The 25,955-nt window shown below is 45.1% G+C and carries 16 protein-coding genes; 6 read left to right on the top strand and 10 right to left on the bottom strand.

Translation table 11 applies throughout. The features are described 5' to 3' along the window. Positions 1–71 precede the first annotated feature (71 nt). The 5 genes from FEM33_RS25915 to FEM33_RS25895 all read left to right on the top strand — a co-directional run bounded on the left by FEM33_RS25915 (position 72) and on the right by FEM33_RS25895 (position 4,156). Positions 72–302 (top strand): hypothetical protein, encoded by a 231-nt coding sequence (locus tag FEM33_RS25915; protein WP_138281821.1) that lies wholly within the window; start codon positions 72–74, stop codon positions 300–302. Positions 303–365: 63 nt separating this feature from the next. Next, entirely contained in the window at positions 366–1,688 is a 1,323-nt protein-coding gene (locus FEM33_RS25910) for a hypothetical protein (protein WP_229214428.1), read from the top strand. Between the two features lie 64 nt (positions 1,689–1,752). Further along, on the top strand, positions 1,753–2,226 hold the full coding sequence (locus FEM33_RS25905) for a GNAT family N-acetyltransferase (protein WP_139014870.1): 474 nt from the start codon (positions 1,753–1,755) through the stop codon (positions 2,224–2,226). A gap of 86 nt (positions 2,227–2,312) precedes the next feature. Next, positions 2,313–3,206: a carbohydrate-binding family 9-like protein gene (locus FEM33_RS25900; protein WP_229214427.1), complete on the top strand. Its 894-nt coding sequence runs from the start codon at positions 2,313–2,315 to the stop codon at positions 3,204–3,206. Positions 3,207–3,226: 20 nt separating this feature from the next. Beyond that, positions 3,227–4,156: a serine hydrolase gene (locus FEM33_RS25895; protein ID WP_139014869.1), complete on the top strand. Its 930-nt coding sequence runs from the start codon at positions 3,227–3,229 to the stop codon at positions 4,154–4,156. Positions 4,157–4,202: 46 nt separating this feature from the next. On the opposite strand, the gene FEM33_RS25890 is transcribed toward FEM33_RS25895, so the two are convergent. From FEM33_RS25890 to FEM33_RS25865, 6 genes are all read right to left on the bottom strand, one after another. Then, complete coding sequence (locus FEM33_RS25890) at positions 4,203–4,490, bottom strand: hypothetical protein (RefSeq protein WP_139014868.1); 288 nt, start codon at positions 4,488–4,490, stop codon at positions 4,203–4,205. A 248-nt stretch (positions 4,491–4,738) separates the two neighbouring features. Continuing rightward, positions 4,739–6,229 (bottom strand): capsule assembly Wzi family protein, encoded by a 1,491-nt coding sequence (locus tag FEM33_RS25885; protein WP_139014867.1) that lies wholly within the window; start codon positions 6,227–6,229, stop codon positions 4,739–4,741. Between the two features lie 314 nt (positions 6,230–6,543). Further along, positions 6,544–8,925, bottom strand: coding sequence for an ABC transporter permease (locus FEM33_RS25880; RefSeq protein WP_139014866.1), 2,382 nt, complete (start codon positions 8,923–8,925; stop codon positions 6,544–6,546). A 304-nt stretch (positions 8,926–9,229) separates the two neighbouring features. Beyond that, entirely contained in the window at positions 9,230–11,605 is a 2,376-nt protein-coding gene (locus FEM33_RS25875; protein WP_139014865.1) for an ABC transporter permease, read from the bottom strand. Between the two features lie 245 nt (positions 11,606–11,850). Next, entirely contained in the window at positions 11,851–14,253 is a 2,403-nt protein-coding gene (locus FEM33_RS25870; protein WP_139014864.1) for an ABC transporter permease, read from the bottom strand. Positions 14,254–14,470: 217 nt separating this feature from the next. Beyond that, complete coding sequence (locus tag FEM33_RS25865; RefSeq protein ID WP_139014863.1) at positions 14,471–16,897, bottom strand: ABC transporter permease; 2,427 nt, start codon at positions 16,895–16,897, stop codon at positions 14,471–14,473. A 179-nt stretch (positions 16,898–17,076) separates the two neighbouring features. Between FEM33_RS25865 and FEM33_RS25860 the strand changes: the two genes are divergently transcribed. Continuing rightward, complete coding sequence (locus FEM33_RS25860) at positions 17,077–17,466, top strand: hypothetical protein (RefSeq protein ID WP_139014862.1); 390 nt, start codon at positions 17,077–17,079, stop codon at positions 17,464–17,466. Positions 17,467–17,809: 343 nt separating this feature from the next. Here FEM33_RS25860 and FEM33_RS25855 read toward each other — a convergent pair whose 3' ends face one another. The 4 genes from FEM33_RS25855 to FEM33_RS25840 all read right to left on the bottom strand — a co-directional run bounded on the left by FEM33_RS25855 (position 17,810) and on the right by FEM33_RS25840 (position 25,949). Continuing rightward, complete coding sequence (locus FEM33_RS25855; RefSeq protein WP_139014861.1) at positions 17,810–20,248, bottom strand: outer membrane beta-barrel family protein; 2,439 nt, start codon at positions 20,246–20,248, stop codon at positions 17,810–17,812. Between the two features lie 340 nt (positions 20,249–20,588). Then, a complete protein-coding gene (locus FEM33_RS25850) occupies positions 20,589–20,975 on the bottom strand; it encodes a hypothetical protein (RefSeq protein WP_139014860.1) in 387 nt (128 codons plus the stop codon). 150 nt (positions 20,976–21,125) lie between these two features. Next, the gene (locus tag FEM33_RS25845) at positions 21,126–23,504 is read right to left on the bottom strand and encodes an ABC transporter permease (RefSeq protein ID WP_139014859.1); all 2,379 of its coding nucleotides are present in this window, start codon (positions 23,502–23,504) and stop codon (positions 21,126–21,128) included. A 30-nt stretch (positions 23,505–23,534) separates the two neighbouring features. After that, positions 23,535–25,949 (bottom strand): ABC transporter permease, encoded by a 2,415-nt coding sequence (locus FEM33_RS25840; RefSeq protein WP_139014858.1) that lies wholly within the window; start codon positions 25,947–25,949, stop codon positions 23,535–23,537. Positions 25,950–25,955: the final 6 nt, after the last annotated feature.

The following is a 25,955-nucleotide window of genomic DNA, read 5'->3' as shown; positions in this document are numbered from 1 at the left end:
TTTGCCTGTTACAGGCTCTGAACGGGTATGATTTTTTGAGTTCTTGTATAAATTTACAAAACAGCAGTTCTATGAAAACCTTTCATGTCAAAGCAATTAACGAATCGGACAACAATCTGGCAGAACAAATACTGGTTGCCCTGAAAAACAAGGGCATTATCGATTTTTGGGAAATCAATCCGGCAAACAATACCGAACCCGCAAAACCCGCAACGGAAGAGCAGGTTCAGGAAATTATTGATGAAGCGGAACTTGGCCCTTTTTACACCGAGAAAGAAGCAAAAGACATTCTGGACCTGTAATGCTGTAATTCCGGAAAATCCTGTTTGTTTTACACGAACACTTTCAATCTCAGATTTTTCAGGATGATGGCTTTAAAATATTTTTCTGCAATACTGATTGCTGCATTGCTGGTTTCCTGTTCTTCCAAAATGACAGAAAAAAGTGAAAACGACGCTCTGAACCGGATTTCCAGTGATTATGTCCGTCTGGCCTTAAACATCGGTCAGTATGATACGGATTTTGTAGATGCCTATTACGGCCCGGATTCACTGAAACCTGCTGCTCCGAAACGTGCGGATTTTCCGAAAGACAGCTTTATAATGCAAGCGGCCGGTCTGAAAAAAGAACTTGACAGCCTTGCCGCTGCATCAAAAAACGATTCGACCAGTAAAAGGGCAAAATGGCTTTCTGCGCAACTGACGGCATTTGAAAGAAGAATAAAAGTATTTTCAGGAGAAAACGTCTCTTTTGACGAAGAATCCAGGGAATTGTTTGACGCCGTTGCGCCCGTTTATCCTGAAAAGCATTTTCAGTCACAAATTGCCCGGCTGGACAGTCTGCTGCCCGGCAAAGGTTCCATTTCGGACCGCTTTCAGAAACTGGCCGGAAATTTCCTGATTCCGGAAGACAAGATTGATACGGTTTTCAGGACGGCCATTGCCGAAGCCAGAAGACGGACTTTAACGCATTATGAACTTCCGGCTGGTGAAACTTTTACGCTGGAATATGTCCGGGACAAACCTTGGTCGGGTTACAACTGGTACAAAGGAAATTTCACAAGTGTTATTCAGATCAATGTCAGTCAGCCTATTTTTATAGAACGAGCCATTGATCTGGCTTGCCACGAAGGGTATCCCGGGCATCACGTTTATAATTCCTTATTGGAAAAAAATCTTTACAAGGATAAAAACCGGACTGAAATCTCCCTTTATCCGCTGTTCAGCCCGCAGTCGCTGATTGCCGAAGGAAGTGCGAATTACGGTATTTCCGTTGCTTTTCCGGGCAATGAACAAAAGGAATTCTGTAAAAAAGTCCTGATGCCGCTTGCAGAAATGGACACCTCAAAAGCAGATCTTTATTTTGAAGCTTTGTCCGTAAAATCCGGCCTCGGCTATGTACGCAACGAAGCAGCAAGAGGAATCCTGAATAAAACCATGACGGATGAGCAAGCCATTCAATGGCTCGAAAATTATGCTTTGCTTACTCCGAAAGGCGCAGCGGATTATTTAAAGTTTATTAAAAAATACCGCAGTTATGTCATCAACTATAATTACGGCCAGGATCTTGTCAAAAATTACATAGAGGCAAAAGGCGGCACCGACAATGCTCCTGAACGGCGGTGGAAATTATTTGGTGATTTGCTGAGCAACGAGATCAAGGCAAGTGATTTACAGATTAAACAGTAAGCGGACCCGCAGAAAATAACAGCAGCTTAAAAAATCCATATTTTAGTATCCATGCAGTTCAGTTATGTTTGAGATTATACAAGCTTCCACACCGGCAGATTACCAGACAGGCGCAGCGCTTTTCAAAGAATATGCCGCTTCGCTGGACTTCACACTTTGCTTTCAGAATTTTGATGATGAACTGACGATTATTTCTGACATGTACGGCGCACCGACCGGCGTGCTGCTGCTTGTCAAAAATGAAAACGAGTACATCGGAGCCGTCGGATTAAGACGTATTGAAAACGATTTTACCTGCGAAGTCAAGCGCATGTACATCCGGCCGGAATTTCAGGGTAAAGGCATCGGAAAAGCATTGCTGTCCAGCGTCATCGAACGCGCCAGAATGTTGAATTACAAAACCATCAAACTGGATACACTCGGCACCAAAATGCCGGCTGCCGTGGCATTATACAAATCTTTCGGTTTCAGAGAAACGGTGCCTTATAATTACAATCCGTACGATGGCGTGCTTTATTTTGAAAGAGAACTTTCATAGACCGTAATAAAATACAGGCGTATTTTTTGAGATTTTGAACGGTTTGAAAGTATATTGAGCGTACGAACTCATTCCCTTTACTGATCTTGAAAAACTTAAAATCGTTCAAAGAAAATAACAGATTTGACCTGAATCGCCTGCCCGGATTACCCATTTTGGCCTCTTTCCTGTTTGCCGGTTTGCTTATTTCAAACAGCGGGTTTGCCCAAGCCCCGAATCCGCCTGAAAGCTACATTTGTTTCCAACCGGATGAAAAGATTGTCATTGACGGAAAGCTGAACGAGAAATCGTGGAAAAAAGCGGAATGGACGTCAAAATTCAAAGATATTGAAGGCGACAAAAAGCCGCTGCCTTTGCAGGATACGCGTGTAAAAATGCTTTGGGACAATGAATTTCTCTACATTGCCGCTGTGCTGGACGAGGAACATATCTGGGCATATCAGGACAAAAAAGACCAGATTGTATTTCACGAAAACGACTTCGAGGTTTTTATTGATCCCGACGGTGATACTGAAAATTACTACGAGCTGGAAATCAATGCAATCAATAATACTTTCGACCTTTTTCTTCCGAAAACGTACAAAAAAGGCGGAAAGGCGCAAATTTCCTGGAATATAGAAGGCCTGAAATCGGCTGTTTCCATTGATGGTACGCTGAACGACGGCAAGGATAAGGACAAAAGCTGGACGCTGGAAATCGCCATTCCGTTCCAATCTCTTGCAAATGATAAGATTCCGGCAATAATCCCGGTGCACGATGCCGTATGGCGCATCAATTTTTCGCGTGTCAACTGGCAGCATGAAATCGGAACCGACGGCAAATACAGCCGCAGGAAAAATAAGGAAACAAACAAATTGATCCCGGAATATAACTGGGTATGGTCGCCGCAGGGCATTATTAACATGCATTTTCCGGAATACTGGGGCTATCTGCATTTTAATGCCGGCAGTGTGGGCAGGAAGCAATCTAAAAGCAAATAACCGTTTTAACCGGATTCAAAATGAAAATATTCTGCTGTTCCTTTCTGCTTGTGCTTCTTGCGCATGGCTTGTACGCGCAGCCTTCGGCAGTCGGTAAAACGAAAACGGACAAGAAATTAACGGCCATGCTGGAAAAGGCATTGGCCGGCTTTCACGGCAATGCAGGCGTGTACGTCCGTAACCTGAAAACGAATCAGACCGCAGCCATCCACGCAGACTCGATTTTCCCGACTGCAAGCATGATCAAAGTCCCGATCATGTGCGGTCTTTTTAACAAAATCAGCAAAGGGGAAATCAAATTTGACCAGGAACTCGTTTACCGCGATTCTCTGAAATATGACAACGGCATCGTAGGTTCATTCCGCGACAGCACCAGAATTCCTTTGCCGAAAGTTGTGCATCTTATGATTTCACTCAGTGACAACACGGGCAGCTTGTGGTTGCAGGCTATGGCCGGCGGCGGAGCCACGATTAACCAGTGGCTCGATGCAAACGGCTTTGCAAATATCCGCGTCAATTCCCGTACGCCCGGCCGCAAGGACGGTCAGGCGAAATACGGCTGGGGACAAACCACGCCGAAAGAAATGGCGGAACTCGTTGCGATGATCCGGAATGGCAAGGCGATCAATGCAGCTGCGAGCGAGCGGATGTACCGTTATCTGGGCATGCAGTTCTGGGACGGAGAAGCTCTTTCACAGATTCCGCCCCATATCAAAACGGCTGCGAAAAGCGGTGCGGTAAATCAGGCCAGATCGGAAGTGCTTGTTGTGCATGCGCCGCACGGGGATTATGTTTTTTGTGTTTCCACAAAAAACCAGCAGGATGAAACCTGGCAGCAGAACAATGAAGGTTATACGCTGATCCGTAAAGTTTCAGAAATTATCTGGAATCACTTTGAACCGAAAAGCAAATGGAAACCGCTTCCGGATTCCGGAAAATGGTGGTTCTGAATGCAGGCTTTCCAGACAGGAAATCCGGAAAGCCTGAAAACGGCATCTATGCAATTGCTTCCCGAAGCAGGTTCCTGCTTTCTTTCTTTACAAAAGTAATCGGGACAAACTCATCATTTGGCGCGCCAATATAATATACGGTCCATTCGGGATCATGATGTGCCAGCATTTCACTGATGCAGTCGGCACGGTGCGCCACCGGATTGCTGCAGTCTTCCCAATAAAAAAGCTCAACGCGATAAAACAGGTTCTGCCTGATTCCGTTGATCGTTACTTCAACTTTGATTTCCTGCTTGCCCTGAAGCGGCGGAATCGGGATTGCAATATGGCTCATGGTAACGAATGGTTAAAAATTCAACATATTGAAAGTATGAGTGTAATACATTTTTATTGCCTGCTGTCTGGCACCGGATGCATAAAGTTCACAAACAGCTACCGTTCTGCAGAACAATATTAAATGCATGCCGAAAAGCACATAACCTTAATTTTCAACTGATTATAGTAAAGCAGAAGCCATTTTTTGTCCGAATTCGAACAGCTTTGTTCATGGACGAACAATACTTTTCAATGGAATAAAACCATTTACCAGCTTTTCCTGATTCCCAGATAACCGCCAGTCGTTTGCCCGAACAGCTTTCCCTGGTCCGTTGCTACTTGAAGTACAAGGCTTGTATTGCTGGCATTTGAAAGCGCATAGCGGGCAGAGATCATGGAAGAAAACTGGTTTTTGACTTTTGTAAAATTGCCGCCCGGTGTACCGAAATTGCGGCTGAAAGAAGTACGCAGTGTAAACATCAGTGATTTACCCAGCAATCCCTGAGCACCCAGGTACCACATGTTGACGCGGTTGTCCGGGAAATACCTGCTTCTTGTTTCCGATGCATGTTCCGTATCTTTTCCTGGAACAATAAACGGCGTGCCGACCGTACGGCCATAATAAGACCAGCCTTCCGAGTATTGCGTATGATTGAAATAATTATCCGCGCCCTGAAACTTGCTGCCCGGAATATAGAATGTAGCCCCCGACTGGTCTTTTGTTGTAAGAAATTCCATTGTAAGTCGCGTCAGCCTGAAACCTGCATTGGCAACCGAATTAACGCTTAAATTGATGCCGTAAAGTCCGTCGGGAACGTTCTTAAGCAGCATACTCGAAACGTCTTCAAACGGATGCTGATGATAAATCCACAATTTCCTGCCGTTGATTTTTGTTTCAAAACCCAGATCATAACTGCCCAGATGATTGCCAAGCCGGTAACTGTCAAAAGCGCCGTAACCGTTTTTGGTAAACCAGTTTTTGGAGGTGAAAGCAAGCACAACATTGGGGTAAAATTTCCAGGAAGAAGGCAGCTCGCCGTTCAAAGCCAGTTCAGGATATCTTTTCAGGTATTCGGCATGGCCGGCCCAAAGCACATTGTGATTAAGCCCGAAAAAGAATTTGCTTTTGGACTGTTCTTTGCCGAGCCTGAAATACAAAAACTTCTGGTGAAGCCGTACGCCCTGAATATAGTCCGTACCAAACCAGCCGTGGGCAAATCCTGCGTGTATCGCTACAAAGTTTCCGGTAAACCGCAGCGGCGTGAAACCGATGGTTCCGATCTGGATCTTCGGAATTGGAAGTGAGTTGCCCGAAACCGAATAAAACCCTGACGACAAAGTAGAATCGCCCAATCCCATCAGTTCCTTTCTTCTCCCGGCGTATAGCTCCACCGCTTTAAACCTGATTTTCACATGTGCTTCCGGAAACAACAGTTTTGCATGATCCTTTTTGTCAAAAGTAAGTACCGGATTGAAGGCAAAACCCCAGTCAAATTTCTTCGGACGCTGTCTGAGGGAATCATAAAACACATAGCTTTTACCAACATTTCCCTGAATTACCGCTGCCGGAGCCTGTAACGGAACTGCACCAAATTGATTGGTCCTAAGCCAGAAAGGTGTGAAATTCCCGGAAGAAACATAGCCTCCTGCTTCCAGATCTGCTCTTAATAATGAACCAAACGATTTTTGCTGGGCACGAACTGTGTTAAAACAAAAAATCAACAGGAATATAGTGCTGTAACCAAATCTCTGAGGCATAACCTACTGTAAAAAGTATTGATCTGCAAGATAAACACCCCGGCAGAATTATAACTCAGTCCAATTAATTTTAATAAAAGATTAATAGTTTTTGGCAATCAGCTGCTGGCTATCGGCTTTTAGCTGTCCGCTTTTAGTAATTGGCTTTTAAATTTTGTTTATCAAAGAAAACCCTGCCTTCCATTTTTTGATAAAAACCATTTGTTACCGGCTGATAGCCAATAACAGAAGAGTTACAAACCATCGGCTCATAACTCTTCTGAAAACAAATGCCAGAAGCGGCAAGCTAACCGCTGACAGCCAATAGCCAAAACCTATTCACTCCGCAGTGATTTGACCGGGTTCATCAATGCGGCTTTGATACTTTGGAAACTTACCGTAATGAATGCGATTGTAACCGAAAGCAAAGCTGCTGCCAGAAAGATCCACCAATGAATATCCGTACGGTAAGCGAAGTTCTGCAGCCACTTGTACATACCGTAATAAGCCATCGGTGAAGCAATTACAAATGCAATTAAAACCAGTTTCAGGAAATCTCTGGACAAAAGCCCGACTATACTTCCAATGGATGCGCCCATTACTTTCCGAACGCCGATTTCCTTTGTACGCTGCATGGTGCTGTACGAGGCAAGGCCGAGCAAACCAAGGCAGGATATAAAAATGGCAAGAATGGCAAAGTTGAAAAACAGCTTCTCAAAACGCTCTTCACTCCGGTACTGACGGTCGAAAAACTCGTCCATGAAATAATAGCTGAACGGCCGGTCCGGCATGATGGATTTCCATTTGTTTTCAATGGCCGCAACGGTTCCCTGAATATTTCCGCCGTCTATTTTTACAGAAACCAGATCCGTATTCCTCGGCTCAATGCGCATGGTGAGCGGCTTGATCACTTCCTGCAATGCTCTGAAATGGAAATCCTTAACAACCCCGATGATCTTTCCTTCACGTCCCCATTGCTTGAAACGCCTGCCGATTGCCTGCTCCGGCGAACTGTAACCGAATAATTTTACTGCTGCTTCATTGATGACCATCGCCTGCGTCGTATCCGTGCCGAATTCCCTTGCAAACGGACGTCCCGCAGCCATTTTCAGTTTAAACTGAGGAATATAGTCAAAGTCTACAAAGTAAAGGTCAAGATTGGCGATCTGCATGTCGCCGCTTTTGTTCTCAATCTCCGAATACGCACCCGGATTGCCGCTGCCCGGCACGCTGGACGATGTTGCAGTCGATTTTACACCGCTCAGACTGGCCAGAGATTCCTTGAATGCTTCTTTTTTGGGATCACCTTCGGAATTGATAATCAGCATCTGATCCTTGCTGAAACCCAGATCGCGGTTGCGCATGAAATTCATTTGGGTATAAACTACAATTGTGGCAATAATCAGCGCAATGGAAATGGCAAACTGAACGGCAACAAGCCCTTTTCTTAACAAAGCGCCTTTGAAACTTGTCGTAAAACGTCCTTTTAAAACCACAACTGGCTCAAAAGATGACAAAACAAGCGCCGGGTAAATCCCGGCCAGTATGCCGATTATAATGGAAGCAACAAACAACCCAAGCACAAAAGGCAAGTTATCCAGCATACCGTCACTGATTATCTTGCCCGACAGATTATTGAATAACGGAATGAGTGCTGCCGACAAAACAATGGCAAACACAAACGCAATCAGACACAGCAAAATGGATTCACTGATAAATTGTCTTGCAATCAGCCATTTAGGAGCGCCGACAACTTTGCGGATTCCGACTTCTTTTGCCCTTTCCACGGAACGCGCCGTTGTCAGGTTTACAAAATTGATGCAGGCAATGAGCAGGATAAAAACAGCCACAACCGAAAATATATATACGTTGTTCATGCTTCCGGCTACGTCCGACCCGCGGGTTGAAAGCAAATGCACATCCCTGAGCGGTTCCAGGAACAAGGTATAATGCATGTTCAGTTCGTTCATGAGTTTTCCTGCACGGTTCCTAAGAAATTCCGGCAGCTTTTTTTCAAGCGCTTTTCCTGTGGTTCCCGGCTTTAAAAGCAAATAAGTTGTCGCTCCGAAATTGCCCCATTGTTCATCCAGCCCTTTGTTGAACTTTTGCGTAAGCGTCGACATGGACACGAACATATCGCCTTTGATCTGCGAATTTTCCGGAATATCCTTCATAATACCCGTTACAATGGCTGGAAATCCTTCGCCGGACAACAGCAGCGTCTGACCGATCGGATCGGCATCACCGAAATATTTCTTGGCGGCCTTCTCTGTAAAAACAAGGCTGAGCTGATCTTTCAGCGCAGTAGCCGGGTTTCCTTTTATCAGTTTGAAATCAAAAACCCTGAAAAGCGATGAATCGGCAAAAACCGTTTTTTCTTCCTGAAATTTCAGTTCGCCTTTCCGGACCAGAAAACTGCCTCCGCTTACCCGTGTAAATGCATCGACTTCCGGCATATCATTTTTAATACTCGGCGCAAATGCCCATGAAGTTACACCCGTATTAATGGTTTCGGAAGGCGTCTTGATGTCCGTCACCAGCCTGTAAATACGGTCTGCTTTGGAATTGAAGGCGTCGTAGCTCAGTTCAAAATTGACATATAAAAATATCAGAAAGCAAGCCGACATGCCGACCGTAAGCCCCATGATATTGATAAATGAAAAAACCTTGTGCTTCCAAAGGTTACGAAATGCAATTTTGAGATAGTTCTTTAACATGGATGGTTGGAATTGGAAGTTGTTTATGGCTGTTGGCTGTTAACTATTGGCTATTGGCTGTTCGTATTTGGTTATCTAAAATACAAAACTCGTACCGAATTTTTAACTAATTACAATTCAATGGATTAACTTAAAAAAATCATTAATCAGGTGTTCAGAAATGAACATTAAATCTTTCACGCCGGACAGTATTTGCTGGCTGTTAGCAATAAGCTGTTAACAGCGAGTGGTTAGTTGTGAAAAACTGATCATGGACAATCAGCAATAATCTGACAGCCAATAGCTAGTAGCTAAAAGCCAGCAGCTAATCACTTTTCAGCGACTCCACCGGATTCATCAATGCCGCCTTGATACTTTGAAAACTGACCGTCAGCAATGCAATTGCAATGGCTGAAATGCTTGAAACAATTGCAATCCATACCGGAATCTGGATGCGGTAAGTAAAATCCTGCAGCCACTTGTTCATCAAATAATAAGCTGACGGAATGGCCAGAACGATGGCTACAAGCACAAGTCTGATAAAATCGCGGGAAAGCAGCGCAACGATCCCGGCAACGGAAGCGCCCAGCACTTTGCGGATACCGATCTCCTTCGTCCGGACTTCGGCTGTAAATGTCACCAGTCCGAAAAGTCCCATGCAGGCAATGAAAATGGCAAATGCCGTAAATACCGAAAACATGCGGGACATGCGGATTTCTGTTTTGAAAGTTTCATTGAAGGCATCGTCCAGAAAATAATATTCGAACGGCTTCTCACGATCGTATTTCTTGAAAATTCCGCCGATTGCTGCCACTTTCTCTTTCAGGTTCGCTTTCGGATCCAGCCTGACGTACAAAACGCCGGCTGCGCCGGGCACTTTCAGGACATTGGAAGTATCACTGACAACAAAAAGACCCATTGCCTTGATCTCGTTCTGAACGGATGAAAAATGAAAATCCTTTAAAACACCCGCAACTTCGTCATTTTCCCCTACTTTCTGCCCGATCGGGTTTCCTTTCATGCCCAGTTGCCGGACGGCCGTTTCATTCAGGACCACATAGTTCCGGTCTTTCCATATTTCCTCCGCAGGCTCCGTTTTCCATTTCAGTCCGAGTGTCCGTGTAAAGTTTTTATCCACAACCATATAGGTAAGACTGACATCTTTTCCGGTTGTAAAATTTTTGAGAAAAAACATGTTGTAGCCTTTAAAAAGACCGGCGTTTGTAAAAGCCACATCCTGCACGCCTGTTTGTTCACGGATTTCGTTCCGCAACGGGAAGTAATTGGGTGCCATGGTTGCGCTCAAAGGAACGCTCAGCACCTGATCCTTGTAAAGGCCCAGTTTTTTGGTCTGCATGAATTGCAGCTGATTATGCACGACCAGGCTGCAAACAATGAGCGTAATGGAAACGGCAAACTGGAAAACCATAAATGCGCGCCGTACCGAAGCGCCGTTATGACTGCCAGCAAATTTTCCTTTTAACACTTCCAGCGGTCTAAACCCTGACAGGATCAGCGCCGGATAGCTGCCGGCGATCAGTGCGCTGACAATAAGCAGCAAAGCTAAAAAACCGATAAATTCAGGTGAAAGCAGGAATGAGGAGTCGATATGAAGATCAAGCAAATTGTAAAAAGGCTGCTGCAACAAATCCACCAGCAGAAAAGCAAGCGCAAATGAAAACGTACAAACCAGAACGGATTCAACATAAAACTGCCAGACCAAACCACTTTTACCGGCGCCAACCACTTTCCTTACGCCCACTTCCTTTGCACGCATTGTTGCACGGGCGGTTATAAGGCTCATGTAGTTGAACAATGCCAGAAAAAGGATCACAACGGCTATGCCGGCGAATATATAGATCAGTTTGGTATTACCCGATTCATTGAAGTTGTTGCCAAGATGAATGCCGCCGAAACTTTCCAGTTTGTAACCGGCCGTACTGTCGAACGCACCGGTTTTGTTTCCTTCTCTTTTAATGTTTTTTTCAACTACTGATTTCGATTTTTCTGAATCCAGCAAAAGATAGGTTGTAAAAATCCCGGCTGTTTCCCAGTTTTTTTTATCCTCCCCGCTCAGCTTTGGATAAGTGGACGCGGAAACAACAAAATCAAAATCAAAGGTGGAATTGGACGGCGGGTCCTGAGCAATGCCGGTGATCTGCATCATGTGCTTGCCTTCGTAAACCAGCATTTTTCCCACTGCTTGCTCATCTCCGAAATACTTTCGGGCAGCGCGCTCGGATATGACCATTGTAAATGGCCCTTCCAGCATCGTGGCCGGATTTCCTTCTCTTAATTCAAATGAAAAAACCTTGAAAAAAGAAGGGTCGGCAAACAGAAAATGCTGCTCGTAAAACAGCTCGCCGCCTTTTTCCGGATTTCTGATGACTACTTTCTGATAAGCAGGTTTCACTCTTACATAATCCTGAACCTGCGGGTTGTATTCTTTCAGTGCCGGACCCAGTTTGGCCGAAAACGACGTAAACTGCATGTCGCTGTCGCCCATTTTGATCTGCGCAAGAATCCGATAAATACGCGCATTGTTGATATGAAATTTGTCGTAACTGAACTCGTGCATGACGAAAATAAGCATCAGCACAGAAACCGCCATTCCCAGCGCCAACCCGATGATATTGATCAGGGAATAAGTTTTGTTCTTGACAAGATTCCTTAAAGCGATTTTCAGATAGTTCGTTAGCATGGGTTTCTGATGGGTTTCTGGCGGTTGGCGGTTGAATGTCAGATGTAAAATGTGAGAGGTTGGAGGTTGGAGGTTTGAAATATTCGTTAGCAATTAATAACTGGCAATGGATTGCTGGCGACCTGAAATTTTTTATAACTATTAACAATTATCATAACCAAAAGCTAATGGCTAAAAGCTAGTAGCCAAAAGCTAGTCGTCAAAAGCCAAAAAACATCTCACATTTCACACTCACCAGCTCACACCTATTCGCTCTTCAGCGACTTCACCGGATTCATCAATGCTGCTTTTATACTCTGGAAACTGATGGTGAACAATGCAATGGCGATGGATATAATGGCGGCAAAAGCGAAAACAGGCCATTGAATTTCCGTATGATAGGCAAAATCCTGCAGCCAGCTGTTCATGGCATACCAGGCAACCGGCGATGCAATCAGAATGGCAATAACGACCAGTTTCAGAAAATCATTGGAAAGTAAAATAACCAGACTGGTCACAGAAGCCCCGAGCACTTTGCGCACACCGATTTCTTTGATCCTGATTTCGGCCATGAACATGGAAAGTCCGAGCAGTCCGAGGCAGGAAATAAAAATGGCAATGCCTGCAAAAATGCCAAAGAGCAGTTGCTGCGTCTGTTCACGTGCATAAAGTTCGCCAAACCGCTGATCCAAAAACTCGTAATTGAACGGACGGTCCGGAAACTCCTGCTGCCAAACTGCCTTGATATGCGCAAGAGATTCTTTAATGTTTCTGCCCGCTATGTGCACCGACATCCAGCCGAGGCGTTCATCCTGCCGGAACATGACAATGGGCGCCACTTTCTGATGGAGCGATTCAAAATGGTAATCTCTGGTAACACCGATAATCTGACCGCGTATCCGGCCGTAACCGAAACGGTCGCCTATTGCGCTTGCCGGATTTTTATATCCCATCAGCTTTACGGCCGTTTCGTTCAGGATAAAACCGTTTGTTTTGTCGGTAGAAAATTCGCGTGAGAAATTTCGGCCGGCAGCCATTTCAATTTCGTAAGCGGATATAAAATCCTCATCCACAGATAACGACTTTATATTAATGTTGCTCGGCGCCAGGGAATCGCCTTTGGAAACATAGGCTTCCCAGGAATCGAGCAGCCTGCCGGAAGGAATGCGTGACGACCGGCCGACTTCCAGGATATTGCTGTTTGCTTTGAAACGCTGTTTCAGACTTTCAAAATTGGTGGTCGTATCGTTTCCCGCACGCAGCAGTACAACCTGGTCTTTGGCATAACCCAACTCGTAATTTCTGATGTACTGCATTTGCTTGTAAACCACTGCCGTACTGATGATGAGTACAACGGCAATTGCAAATTGTGTCACGACGAGCACCTGACGCAGATTTCCTTTTTTCAGTGCCGTTGTGATCTTTCCTCTGAAAACGCTGAGCGGCTGAAACGATGTCATGAAAAAAGCGGGATAACTGCCGGCAATCAGACCCGTGAACAAAGTAATGCAGACCACAATGGACAGAAATACCGGATCAAGCAGCGACCTGAACGTTAACTGTTTTTGTGTAAATGAATTGAGATAAGGAAGACAAACAACGATGATTACAATGGCCAGCAGCAGACCAATGACAACCAACAGCAGGGATTCACTCAGAAACTGACGGATAAGCTGATACCGCACCGCACCGATAACTTTACGCATACCGACTTCCTTCGCGCGCATTGCCGAGCGCGCCGTAGCAAGGTTCATGTAATTGATGCACGCAATGATCAGGATAAAAAGTGCAATCGCCGAGAACAGGTACACATACTGAATATCGCCATTTGCCTCGATTTCAGAGTCCGTATGCGAATGCAGGTGAATATCGGTCAGCTTCATAAGGTCAAGGCGCGAATACTTGGATGCATTGGGTTCTATATGCCGGTTTTGAAACGCCGGAAAGGCATTCACGAGACTCTGCGGATTGTAATTTTCGGGAAGCAGCAGAAAAGTTGAAAAAGCGTTATTGCCCCAGTTGGTCCGCAGATTTTCGGCGCCATAAACGCGGTCGTCGTTCAGCGAGGAAAAGGAAACCAGAAATTGCGGATGGAAATGTGACTGCGAAGGAAGCGGCTCGAAAACCCCGGTAACGGTATAATCAAACTGGTTATCCAGCCGCACGGTCTTTCCTATCGGATTTTCGTTTCCAAAGTATTTTTCTGCCATCGGTTTTGAAAACATAACAGAAAAAGGGTTTTCCAGCGCGCTTGCCGGATTTCCCTGCAGCACTTTAAAAGTAAATATCCTGAAAATAGCCGGTTCCGCTACAAACAGGTCTTCTTCTTCGAAAACCTTGTCGCCGTACCTGAAAAGCGCACCCATATGAAGTAACCGCACGACTTCTTCCACCTGCGGAAAATTCTGCTTTACAAGCGGGCCGAACGGCGGGGCAGCTTGTCCGAGCCGCAGTGATTCTGTGCCGTCATTGGAAATAAATGTGCGTGAAAGCCGGTAAATCCGGTCTGCATTGGCATGGTGACGATCATAGCTCAGCTCATCTTTTACATAAAGGGAAAGCAACAGAAAACAAGCCAGTCCGATGGCTATACCGGCAATGTTAATGAAGCTGAACGCTTTATGTTTGACAAGGTTCCGGAATGCGATTTTGAGATAGTTTTTTAACATGGCTTTTGGCTCTTAGCTTTTAGCGATCGGCTATTAGCTGTTATTGATTCGATATAAAATTCCTGAATTAAAATGGCAACAATTTGTAACTGGCTTTTAGCGATTGGCTATTAGCGGTTATTGGTTAGATATAAATTTCTGAATTAAAAGGTCAGCGATTTGTAACAGGCTACTAGCGATTGGTTTAAAGCTAACAGCTAATAGCCAACAGCTTTCATCAATCACTCCTCAACGACTTGACCGGATTTACTAGTGCGGCTTTGATGCTTTGAAAACCGATTGTCAGTATGGCGATCAGAATGGCTGTAATGCCTCCGGCTGCAAAAATCCACCAGCTCAATTGAACCTGATATTCAAAACTTTTCAGCCAATTGCTCATAAAATACCACGCGAGCGGACTTGCAATGACAATGGCAGCAAAAACAAGTTTGAGAAAATCGGCTGACAGCAAACCGGCTATGCTGGCCACCGAAGCGCCGAGCACTTTTCGGATTCCGATTTCTTTGGTCCGGGTTTCGACCATAAATGTAGCCAGTCCGAACAATCCCATGCAGGCAATGAAAATGGCCCAAACCGATGCAGAAGTAAACATTTTGCCATATTGCTTTTCAGAAACATACTGTTTGTTAAAGTTTTCATCCGCAAAAAAGTAATCGAACGGATTGCCGGCAAAGTAGTTTTTGTAAATGCTTTCCATCCGGGCCATTTTGTCCTGAATAGGCCCCGGCACGAGCCTGATCGTGATGTAGTTGCTGTTGTTCTGAGGATAAAAGATAATCGGGTCAATGGCGCGCTGCAAGCCCATATGATGATAATTCTTGGCAACGCCGATCACTTCCAGATATCTTTCATCCCATTTGATTTTATTCTGAACGGCTTCTTCGGCGGACTTGAAACCAAACTGCGCCACGGCCTTTTCATTCAGGATTACTTTGCTGTTATTATTCCATTCCACCCGGGCTTCCTGCGGCGTGAAATTTCTTCCTGCTTTCAGTTGTATGCCGTACGTATCAAGATAATGGTTGTCGATAATCGCAAATGAATAGGTTTTGAATTCATCGCCCGGCCTGGAACCTGACTGCGTAAAACCGGAAGTCATGAAATTGTACCAGTTTCCCGGCACCGTTCCGGAAAGGCTGTAATCTTTCACATAGCTCTGCTGGCCTAGTTCATTGTAAAAAGCAGCCTGCCGCATTTTATACGTACTGTCATTGCCTGCTTCCGGGCCGCGTACAACCAGTAACCGGTCCGTTCTTATACCTAAATTCCGGCTTTGCATGAACCGCAGCTGAGCGTAAATCACAATCGTTGCAAGGATAAGCACAATGGAAATCGTAAACTGTGAAATCACGAGTGACTTTCTGAGCAAAATGCCTTTGGACGATTTCACCAGACTTCCTTTCAGGATCTTAACCGGATTGAATCTGGATAATGCGTAAGCCGTATACACGCCGGAAATAGCCGAGCCCGATAATAAAATGCAGACGGCTGCCAGCCACATGGAAGAATTGCCCAGCGTTGCCAGTGAAAGTTCCTTGCCGATCAGTTCATTAAAAAACGGCTGAAGAATACTGATCAGCAATACGGCCGAGGAAACCGCAAGCATGTTCACCAGCATGGATTCTCCGAGAAACTGCGCGATCAGATTGCCCGGCGTAGCACCGATTACTTTGCGGACTCCCACTTCATTCGCCCGTTTAAGCGCATTCGCCGTAGAAAGATTGATGTAATTGAACCATGCGATCAGCAGAATGAGAACGGCAATGATCAGCAGCATATAAACATATTTCAGGTTGCCGCTGGTTTGGTAAGTATCGCCCAGTTTTTCAGAAAGATGCACATTTTCAAATGCCTGCAATCCGAATTTCACACCGTCTTTATCCGTTTTCAGCTCATCACGCAACTTGCTCAGCTTGTTTTCAAGACTTTTAATATTTGTATTTGGCGCAAGCAAAAAGTACGTACTCAAAAACTGGGAATCCAGATTATCCAGCGTTGCCCAGTCATTTCCGTTAAGGTTTGCAGGATTGTCAAGCGTTTTCATGGAGAACACCATATCAAACTGAATGTCGGAATTGGCAGGTATTTCGTAAATTCCCTCTACAGAATAGGAAAGCGTTCCGAACTGGTTCGAAAGCGTCAGTACTTTACCGATCGGATCGTCATTCCCGAAATATTTGGCTGCTGTTTTCTTTGAGATAAAAACTACTTTCGGCTTGCCGAGTGCAGCCTTGTTCCCGGCCAGTAACGGAAAACTGAAAAAGTCAAAAAAGTTACCTTCTGCATATCCGATGCCCGCTTCGCGAAATGGTTCCGCCTTTGCATCTGCTCTTTTCACAATACCTCTTGCAGAACCTTCTGCAAAACGGCAGTATGCCTTTATTTCCGGAAAATTCTGTTTTGCCCTTGCGGCCCAGCCCGGTTCCACTTCCGCCCAGGTTTCACCTTTCGGATTGATGTTCAGCATCCGGTACATATCCGGAAGGCTGGCATGAAACTGGTTTACACTTTTTTCAAAACTCACATATTCCAGGATCAGCAGGAAAGCGGAAATTCCCATGGCGAGTCCGGCAATGTTTATAAAGCTGTAAACCTTGTTGCGAAAAAGGTTACGCCATGCAATTTTAAGGTAGTTACGGGTCATGGCTTTTCAGGAAAATAATTAATCAGGTTTAAGAAAGATCCAACTTTCATACATCCAGAAGTATAAATCCTGTACCACTTATATAAAAACTTAATTATCAGATACTTATATAAATAATTGATAAAATAATTTGTTCGATATTGAACAGTTTGTACAGCGCTGAACGCGCATTAATCTAAATGCTTGATCCGGTAATTAAGGCCTTCATTGTTTACGGTCCGCCGCAGAGCGGCTTCCTGTTTATAGCAATAGCGTTTCCAAAGATAACATTGGCCCCGGCGGGGCCTCCTTGTTATACGTTCATTCAAGGATGCTCCTCTGGAGCAATAAAAAACTCGCACGAATCTCTTTGCTACAAACAGGCAGCTCCTCCGGAGCTAACTTTACGCATTTCAAAAAATCTCTTCATTGTTTACGACCCGCCGCAGAGCGGCTTCCTGTTTGTAGCAATAGCATTGCCAAAAACAACATTGGCCCCGGCGGGGCCTCCTGATTATACGTTAATTCAAGAATGCTCCTTCAGAGCAACAAAAAAACTCGCACAAATCTCCTTTGCTATAAACAGTTAGCTCCTCCGGAGCTGATTTTACATATGCAAAAAAGCCCTTCATTGTTTAAGGCCTGCCGCAGAGCGGCTCCCTGTTTGTAGCAATAGCATTGCCACAAATACCATTGGGCCCCGGCGGGGCCTTCTTATCATTTGCCAATCCAAGGAAGCTCCTTTAGAGCAACAAAAAAACTCGCTCAAATCTCCTTTGCTATAAACAGTTAGCTCCTCCGGAGCTGATTTTACATATGCAAAATAAACCCTCATAATTTACGACCCGCCGCGAAGCGGCGTTACTGTTTTCTGAAACTATCTGATTAATAAATATTTCCGGACTTTAATAAAAAACACCTGCAGCATTCCCCTCAGTTCTGCACGTCGTCGTTGCGGATGCTGCGTTTGTTTTTCTGGATTGCTTCTTTCAGACGGCCGAATTTGTAATTTACGCTCAGGTTAAATGACCGGAAATAATCTCTTCTGTCATTGTATTGCGAAAAATCCGGCCCGGAAGTTTCTGTGTGGTATTTCCGGAATTTGGTAAACGGATTGTTCGCAGCAGCAGAAAAGGTAAGCTTGTCTTTGATAACATCTTTATTGATACTGAAAGACGGACTGACCATGGAATTGGATGTTCCCTGCAAATTCACGCTCGGACCGTAGATGTTCAGATTGGCATTAACACGCCAGTCTTTTTGAAGCCGGTAACCGCTGGAAGCCGACAATTGATACAGTAATCCGCTGTTTGTGATCCGTGCGCTGTTCACAATCCCTTCTACTTTTCCATGCGCCAGCCGCATGTTCACACTGAAATTCCATTCCTTTGTAATCGGATAATTCAGGTTAAGGTTTGCGCTGATCAATCGTGCCCGGCCTGTATTTCCAAAAGACGTGCGGGTAATGCTGGTTTCCGGATTGAAAACAGCTACGCCAAAAATCAGGTCTTTAAACTGCGTATATCCTATACCGAAATTAACGGATGCTTTCTTGGACTTGCTGTAACCAAGCTGCATATCGTGCACGAACGCCGGCCGCAAGCCCGGATTGCCTGTTCTTTCAAAACTCGGATTGGAACGGTCGATAAACGGATTCAGCTGATAAATGCCCGGCCGCTGTATTCTCTGCGTATAACCGAAGTTCAGACCGCTGTTGTCCTTCATCTTGCGGTTAATGGAAACAGACGGAATCACATTGAAATAATTTTGTTTTACTCTGGAATCCGTAGATATGAAATCGGCATTTACGACGGTCTGTTCAATTCTGGCACCCGCTTTTAACCCCCATTTCTTGAAATTATACTGATAGGTATTGTAAGCGCCGAATACATTCTGCGTGTTGCTGAACATGTTGCTCATACCCGGATCAATCTCGAACATTTTGCTTTCGGCATTGAAAATGCTGTAACGGAAATCGCTGTTATTGTCGCGCATAATGCCTTTCAAACCGGCTTCGATACTCAGTTTTTTTACCGGATAAACAAAATCGATCTGGAATGTCTGCTCTGAAAAGCGCTGGTCATTGATCTGCCGGTAATCCGGCGTTTCATAATTGATCCGGTCAAAAATGGAAAGATTGCTGTTCTGAAGATTGTTAAAACCATAGTAACGGTAAGAAAAAGTGAGCAGCCTGTTTTTATCGGCTTTAAAACCCTTTTGGTAATTCAGCGCAGCATCCATACCGCTTCCTTTTCCGTCGTTGTTATTGATGATTTCATATCCCTGCAAAATTCCGTTACTGCCGTTGAGTGCGGATCGCTGAAACCCGGAACCGTCCGATCTGCTTCCGTTCAGATTGATCTGTGCGCTGAAAAGGTTCAGACTGTCCATTTCATAAGTTACTTCATAACCGATATAACCGTTCCTGCTCGCCGATTTTGAAGCTCCGTTCTGAAACAGGTTTGTCGGTTCAGGGCCAAAATTTTTCTGATGAAGCAGATTCTGCGTGGAAGGCATGTTATACTGACTGCCGCCGGCAAGTGCCGTCATTCCCAGCTTGCCCAATTTTACTGAAAGCGAACCGCCAAATCCCGGCCCGCCGATCGGGAAACGCTCGTTGACGTTGATGGTGCCGCTGTAACCGTTATCAATTTTCTTGTTTGTGATAATATTGATGATGCCCGCCAAACCTTCCGCATCGTACTTGGCAGGCGGCGTCGTAATGACTTCGATCCGCTGAATGGAAGACGCAGGCATACTCCTCAGAACTTCCTTGTAACTCCTTTCCACCATGCTCGACGGCTTTCCGTTAATCAGGATCTTGAAATCTGCATTTCCCTTCAGATAAATATTATCGTCCGCATCCAGTGAAAGAAAAGGCACTTTTCGCATCATTTCCAGTACACTGAAAACCTTGCTTTCCGGGTCGGCCTGCAGGTCGTACGACATACGGTCAACTTCCTGTTTTACAATGGGCTTGATACTTGTTACCGTTACTTCTTTCAGGCCGGTGACACTTTGTGTGATGAAAACAGGCCCAAGCTCAATTTGCTTTTTTGTACTGTCCGAAAGATCGGCCTCAATTGATTTGTTCCGGTAACCGACGCCCACAATCACAACCGTATACTTTCCCGGTTTAAGGTTCCGGAAAGCAAATGACCCGTCGGTTTTGGTAAAATCAGCTTTCACGGCAACGTTTTTGTCCGTCATCAGATTGACTGTGATATAATCGAGCGGCTTTCCACTGACCGAATCTTTGACAACGCCTGAAATTGCACCTCCGGAATGAACCGCCTGGCCAATTGCAGGCTTGCTGACACAGACCAGACCAAGAATTAACAGGGAAAGCAAGTAAGAAAAAAGTGTCTTCATGGCTAATTTTTTTGATGGCTAACAGATTCAAAAAGGCATAGCAAATCCGGTAAGTGCCTATGGCTCTTTTAAAAAGGATATTCAGAAAGGCCGGATTTACATCACTTCACATCGACTATCAAATGATAAACAAATGTATACTAAGGTACTTTGTGATGCAAGGTACTTGGTGCAATTATTGGACAATAATGTTAAACGGCATATATTAATTTTGAATGGCAAGTCTTTGTAAATCTCGTTTTCCTTTGCAAACAGGCTGATTATAAAAAAGCAACCCGCACCTGCATAAATTTGCCTGGCGCGGGTTGCTTTTTGACTGATGATTAATGCCTTGCTCTATTTATCCTCTGTGATTGCGGTATTTATTATCAAAGCGGTTGGCATGCTGATATGCGTACAAACGCTGACGCTGAACCGGAGTCAGTACGGAAAGTATTTCCTGTTGCTTCTGGGTTTCCAGCCGCCGGGAAGCCTGATGCGAATTGTATCTTCTGTTTGAGGATTGAAGGCGGTCATAATGGTCTTCAATCTTTTTCAGCTGTTTTTCCTGCTTGCGGGAAAGGTTTACAATTTCGTTCAGCTTGCTGATCCGGATATTCTCATTGATATCGTCTATCCGGGAATTTCTTGCAGCCGGAATTTCATGCCTTTCATATGCGCGTTGTGCAAAGCTGCTTCCTGCTGTCAGAGCGATTACTGCTGCGATGGCCAAAATGGTCTTTTTCATGGTTTCCAAGTATTAAAGTGTTTGTTTATGAAGGTTAGAGGGCCTTTTTTCATAAACGTTTAATGCACTTGAAACCCGATCTGCCAATGACCTCTGCTGGCAGACAGTATGCCTGTTTTTATCGACGAACCGTTTTTTCCAACTAAAAAATTATTCGCTGCGCAAGGATTTCACCGGGTTCATCAATGCTGCTTTGATAGCCTGAAAACTTACGGTCAAAAGCGTTATGACGATGGCGGTAAATGCAGAAACAGCGAACACAACCCAGCTCAGTTCGATATGATACTGATATTTTTGAAGCCAGTCGTTCAGAAAATACAAGGCAATCGGCGAAGCAATGATACAGGAAATAGAAACAAGGTAAACAAATTCCCTGGACAGCATGGCCCACATCTGCGTTACGCTTGCACCAAGCGCCTTCCGGATCCCGATTTCCTTTGTACGCTGCTCGGCCGTGTAAGCGGCAAGTCCGAACAGGCCGAGGCAGGAAATAAATACGGCCAGCACGGCAAAAACCCGGGCCAGCTTTCCGATCCTTTCTTCCGAACGGAACTTGGCATCATATTCCTCATCGGCAAACTTGAACTCGAACGGCGAATCCGGATCGTGCTTGCGGAAAACAGCCTCTACCCTTTTCAGTGCTTTGTCAACCGGTACGCCCGGCGCAAGCTTGATATTGATCAGATTGGCCCATTCGTAATCCATGAGAAAAACGGTCGGCATGGCCGGCTCATACGGCGACTGCATGACCATATCCTTAATGACGCCTACAACCTGCCGCGGCTTGCCGTTGAACCGGATTGTTTTGCCGATGATGTTTTTGATTCCCGTCAGTTTAACCGCCGATTCGTTTAATATGAATGCGGCTGTATCGGTGGAATATTCACGTGAAAAATCCCTTCCTTCTATGATTTTCCATCCGATTGTTTTCCCAAAATCATGCGTACATGCGATTGTCCCGAAAAGCGGCACGGAGCCGGGCGTCATTCCTTCCCATTCAAAGCCGATCTGATTGGAATAAATATCCGTTGTCGGGCTTGAAGATTCGCTCATTTCGTTTACAACGCCGGTTTTTAAAAGATCATCCCGAAGCGGGTAATACTTCCCGAAGATATTTGGCGAAATACGGATCTGAAGCAATCCCTGCCTGTCATAACCAACCGGGCGGTTTTTGGCATGCTGAATTTGCTGAAAAACGATAATTGTACCGATTATAAGCGTGATGGAAACAGTAAACTGCATGACAACCATTACTTTGCGCGGTACGGCCGACCATTTGCCAACTTTAAATGTGCCTTTCAGAACAGCAAGCGGGTTGAAAGAAGAAAGGTAGAAAGCCGGGTAACTTCCTGAAATAAGGCCGGTAAACAAAGCAAATACAAGAATGGCCAGCCAGAACTGGTAATGGGCAAACGGAAGGCTTACATGTTTGCCGGACAATTCATTAAAGGCAGGAAGCGCCAGTAAAACAATCAGAACAGCGAGTACAAGCGCGAAAATGACAACCAGAAAAGATTCGCTGAGAAACTGGAAAATCAGCTGACTTCTGAATGAACCGATAGATTTCCTGATGCCGACTTCCTTTGCACGCTTTTCGGAACGTGCAGTGCTCAGGTTCATGAAATTAATGCAGGCAAGCAGCAGCACAAAAATGCCGATGATGCTGAACAGCCATACAAACTGTATACTTCCGCCTATGTTTTTGCCGTCTTTAAACTCGGAATACAAGTGCCAGCGGCTCATCGGGTGCAGGAAATACTGCGGCTTGTCCGTTTTGGAAAATGCATGCGGCAGCTCCACATCCTTTATTTTAAGCGAAACTTTACCGATATCCGCCTGATCCGCAACCTGCGCAAAAAACTGGAACGAATGATTTCCCCATTGCGTCTGCGCATTTTTAATCCAGTTTTCTGAAACCAGATAATCGCTCCACGGCAAAACGAGCATCAATTCATTAAAATCGGAATTGAACGGAACATCTTCGTAAACGCCGGTTACTTTAACATCTTTCCTGATATCCAGTTTCAGCGTTTTGTTCAGCGGGTCTTCATTTCCGAAAAGCGCTTTGGCCACAGATTCCGCAATAATGATGGAACCCGGATTTCTCAATGCACTTGCATAATCGCCCCGGATCATTTTCAAAGAAAGCATTTCAGGAAAATCCGGCTGCGCGTACATGCCCGGTTTATTGATTTTCTTCTCGCCGTTCGTAAGTAAATGACTGTTATTCCAGGAAGCCAGCGATGTATATTTGAAATCGGCCGGGTATTTGGTTGTCATTTCAACAGCCGCAGGAATGGAAACGGCCGTACCGCTACCCGTTTGTCCATTGAAAGTCTGGCTTACCCATGCCTGCACAATCCTGTCGTAATTCCTGTGATATTTATTATACGAAAGTTCATCCCATACCCAAAGTCCGATCAGCATGGCAATGGCAATCCCGACGGCAAGACCAGTGATATTGATAAATGAATAGACCTTGTTTTTGGCAAGATTGCGAAGTGCAATCAGCAGATAATTCTTGATCATGGCTTTACGAAATGATTATGGGTTGGGATTCTATTCGCTTTTCAATGCCGTAACCGGGTTTACAAAGGCAGCCTTTATACTCTGGAAACTGGTTGTAACCAATGCGATCACAATGGCCGCCATGCCTGCCAGCACATACAGCCACCAGCTGATATGGACCTGATAGGTAAATCCCTGAAGCCATTCGTTCATTACATACCATGCGACGGGTGACGCAATGACCAGTGCAATGATCACCAGTTTAACAAAATCAATGGAAAACAAGCCGAAGATGTTCATGGCAGATGCTCCGACTGCTTTTCGTATGCCCATTTCCTTGATCCGTGATTCTGCCATGAATGCAACGACGCCGTAAAGACCAAGGCATCCGATAAATATGGCAATTCCGGTCAGTATCCTGAACAAAGCGAACAGCTTCTCTTCTTTTTCGTAAAAACTGCTTAATGTCTGATCAAAGTAATGATAGCTGAACAGATAATCCGGGAAAGTAGCAGTCCAGGCTTTTTCTATTTTATCAATAAGCCGCCTGTCTGCACTGGATGCAAGTTTAATATTCAGGGTCAGATAATTGTTGATGTCCGTTGTGAGGACACAAGGGATAATCTCCCGGTGCAGACTGAATGTATTAAAATTCTTAACAACCCCGACAATCGGCAGCTTTACTCCCGATCCGCCGATCGCCATGCGCTTGCCCAGAATATCATTCGGATCTTTAAGCCCGAGCTTCTTCACAAAAGCTTCATTGACTACATATTCACGCATGGTATCTGCCGGCAGATACATTCTTCCGGCAAGCAGCGTAAGGCCGTAGGTTTTCACATAAGCCGTATCCGCCGGGCGCATTACAATATCAAAATCCAGCATTTCGGCATCATTTTCGAATTTAAACCCGGTTTGCCAGTTGCTTCTGGACATCGGCGTAAATGCGCTGTAACTCATAGATATAATGCCGGGTTCGTTAACCAGCCTGGTTTTTAAAGCATTCAGCTTTTCCGGCTCCTGCCCGTAAACAGGCATACTGATGATTTCATCTTTCTGAAAGCCAAGATCAATGGTGCGGAAATATTTCATCTGGCTGTAAGCGATCAGCGTCCCGATCAGCACGATCTGTGATATGGTAAATTGGAGAACGATCAGTCCGGAACGCAAATGAGACTGCCTGTTTCCGGCTGTCCGCATTTTACCTTTCAGTGCAAGAACCGGCTGATAACCTGAAACGACGATTGCCGGGTAAAAACCTGCCAGCAAAGTAGTGAGAACAGCAAGAACTGCTAAAAATCCGAGAACAGGCAAATCTGTAAAAAACACTACGCCATCCGGTCTGACATTTAAAGTACCGGCAACATAAGGCAAAACATACTGTGCAATGGCCAGTGCAAAAAATACAGAGGTGACGGTAATAACAGCCGTTTCGGAAAAGTACTGACGAAGCAACTGTCCGCGGGTGCTGCCAAGCACTTTTCTTACACCTACTTCCTTTGCACGCCTCAATGCCTGCGCAGTAGCCAGGTTTACAAAATTGACGCAAGCTGTGACCAGGATAAAAACCCCGACCATAACCATGGACCAGATCATTCCCTTACTGATTGAGCGGCCGGTATAATTGGAAGTTTTGGTATCAAAATGAATATCTTTTACCGGCTGCAATACGAAATCCTCGGTAGCGGCCTGCTTGGGTTCTCGGTACTTTTTTCCAAATAAAACCAGTTGCTGTTCCATCTTTTTCTGACTGACCGCTTCCGGCAGCATTAAATACATTTGCCCTCCTCCGTACGAACTTGCCCAGTCGTCCCAGTTTGTAAAAGCGCCGTATTCTTTCAGGGATGAGAAAGAAAGCATGGTATGAAAAGGGAAATTGGTGGTTGCAGGCGGATCTTTTACGATTCCCGTCACCAGAAAATCCATTTGATTGTTAACATTTATTGTTTTTCCCATCGGATCGGCATGGCCGAAATACTTTATGGCCTGGCTTTCTGACAGTACAACCGATCCCGGATTGGCAAGTGAAGTAGAAGGCGAACCTTTTATCCATGTATAATCGAACATCCGGAAATATTCCGGGCCTATGAACGAAACGGTATTGGACTGGTCCGCATGTTTTTCCCGTTTTGCGCCTTTTTTGACTGTAACCAAAGTTTCACGCATGGCATACGTGCAGGTTACCTGGTTTTTCAATTCAGGAAAATCATTGCGCAGTGCAGCCAGTGCAGGAAGCGGCATGCCGGTATTGTAACCTTTGTCACCAAGCGATTTGTTATACTTGACAATCCGGAATATACGATCCATATTCCTGTGATGGCTGTCAAAACTCAGCTCGTAACGTACCGTAAAGAATATCAGCAGACAACAGGCAATGCCAAGCGTTAACCCGACCACATTAAGGATTGTGAAATTCCAGTTACGCCTTAAATTTCTGAAAGAAGTAACAAAATAGTTTCTGATCATGATGCT

This window comes from Dyadobacter flavalbus, assembly GCF_006149045.1.
GTDB lineage: Bacteria > Bacteroidota > Bacteroidia > Cytophagales > Spirosomataceae > Dyadobacter > Dyadobacter flavalbus.
This window is presented reverse-complemented; position numbering and strand designations above follow the sequence as displayed.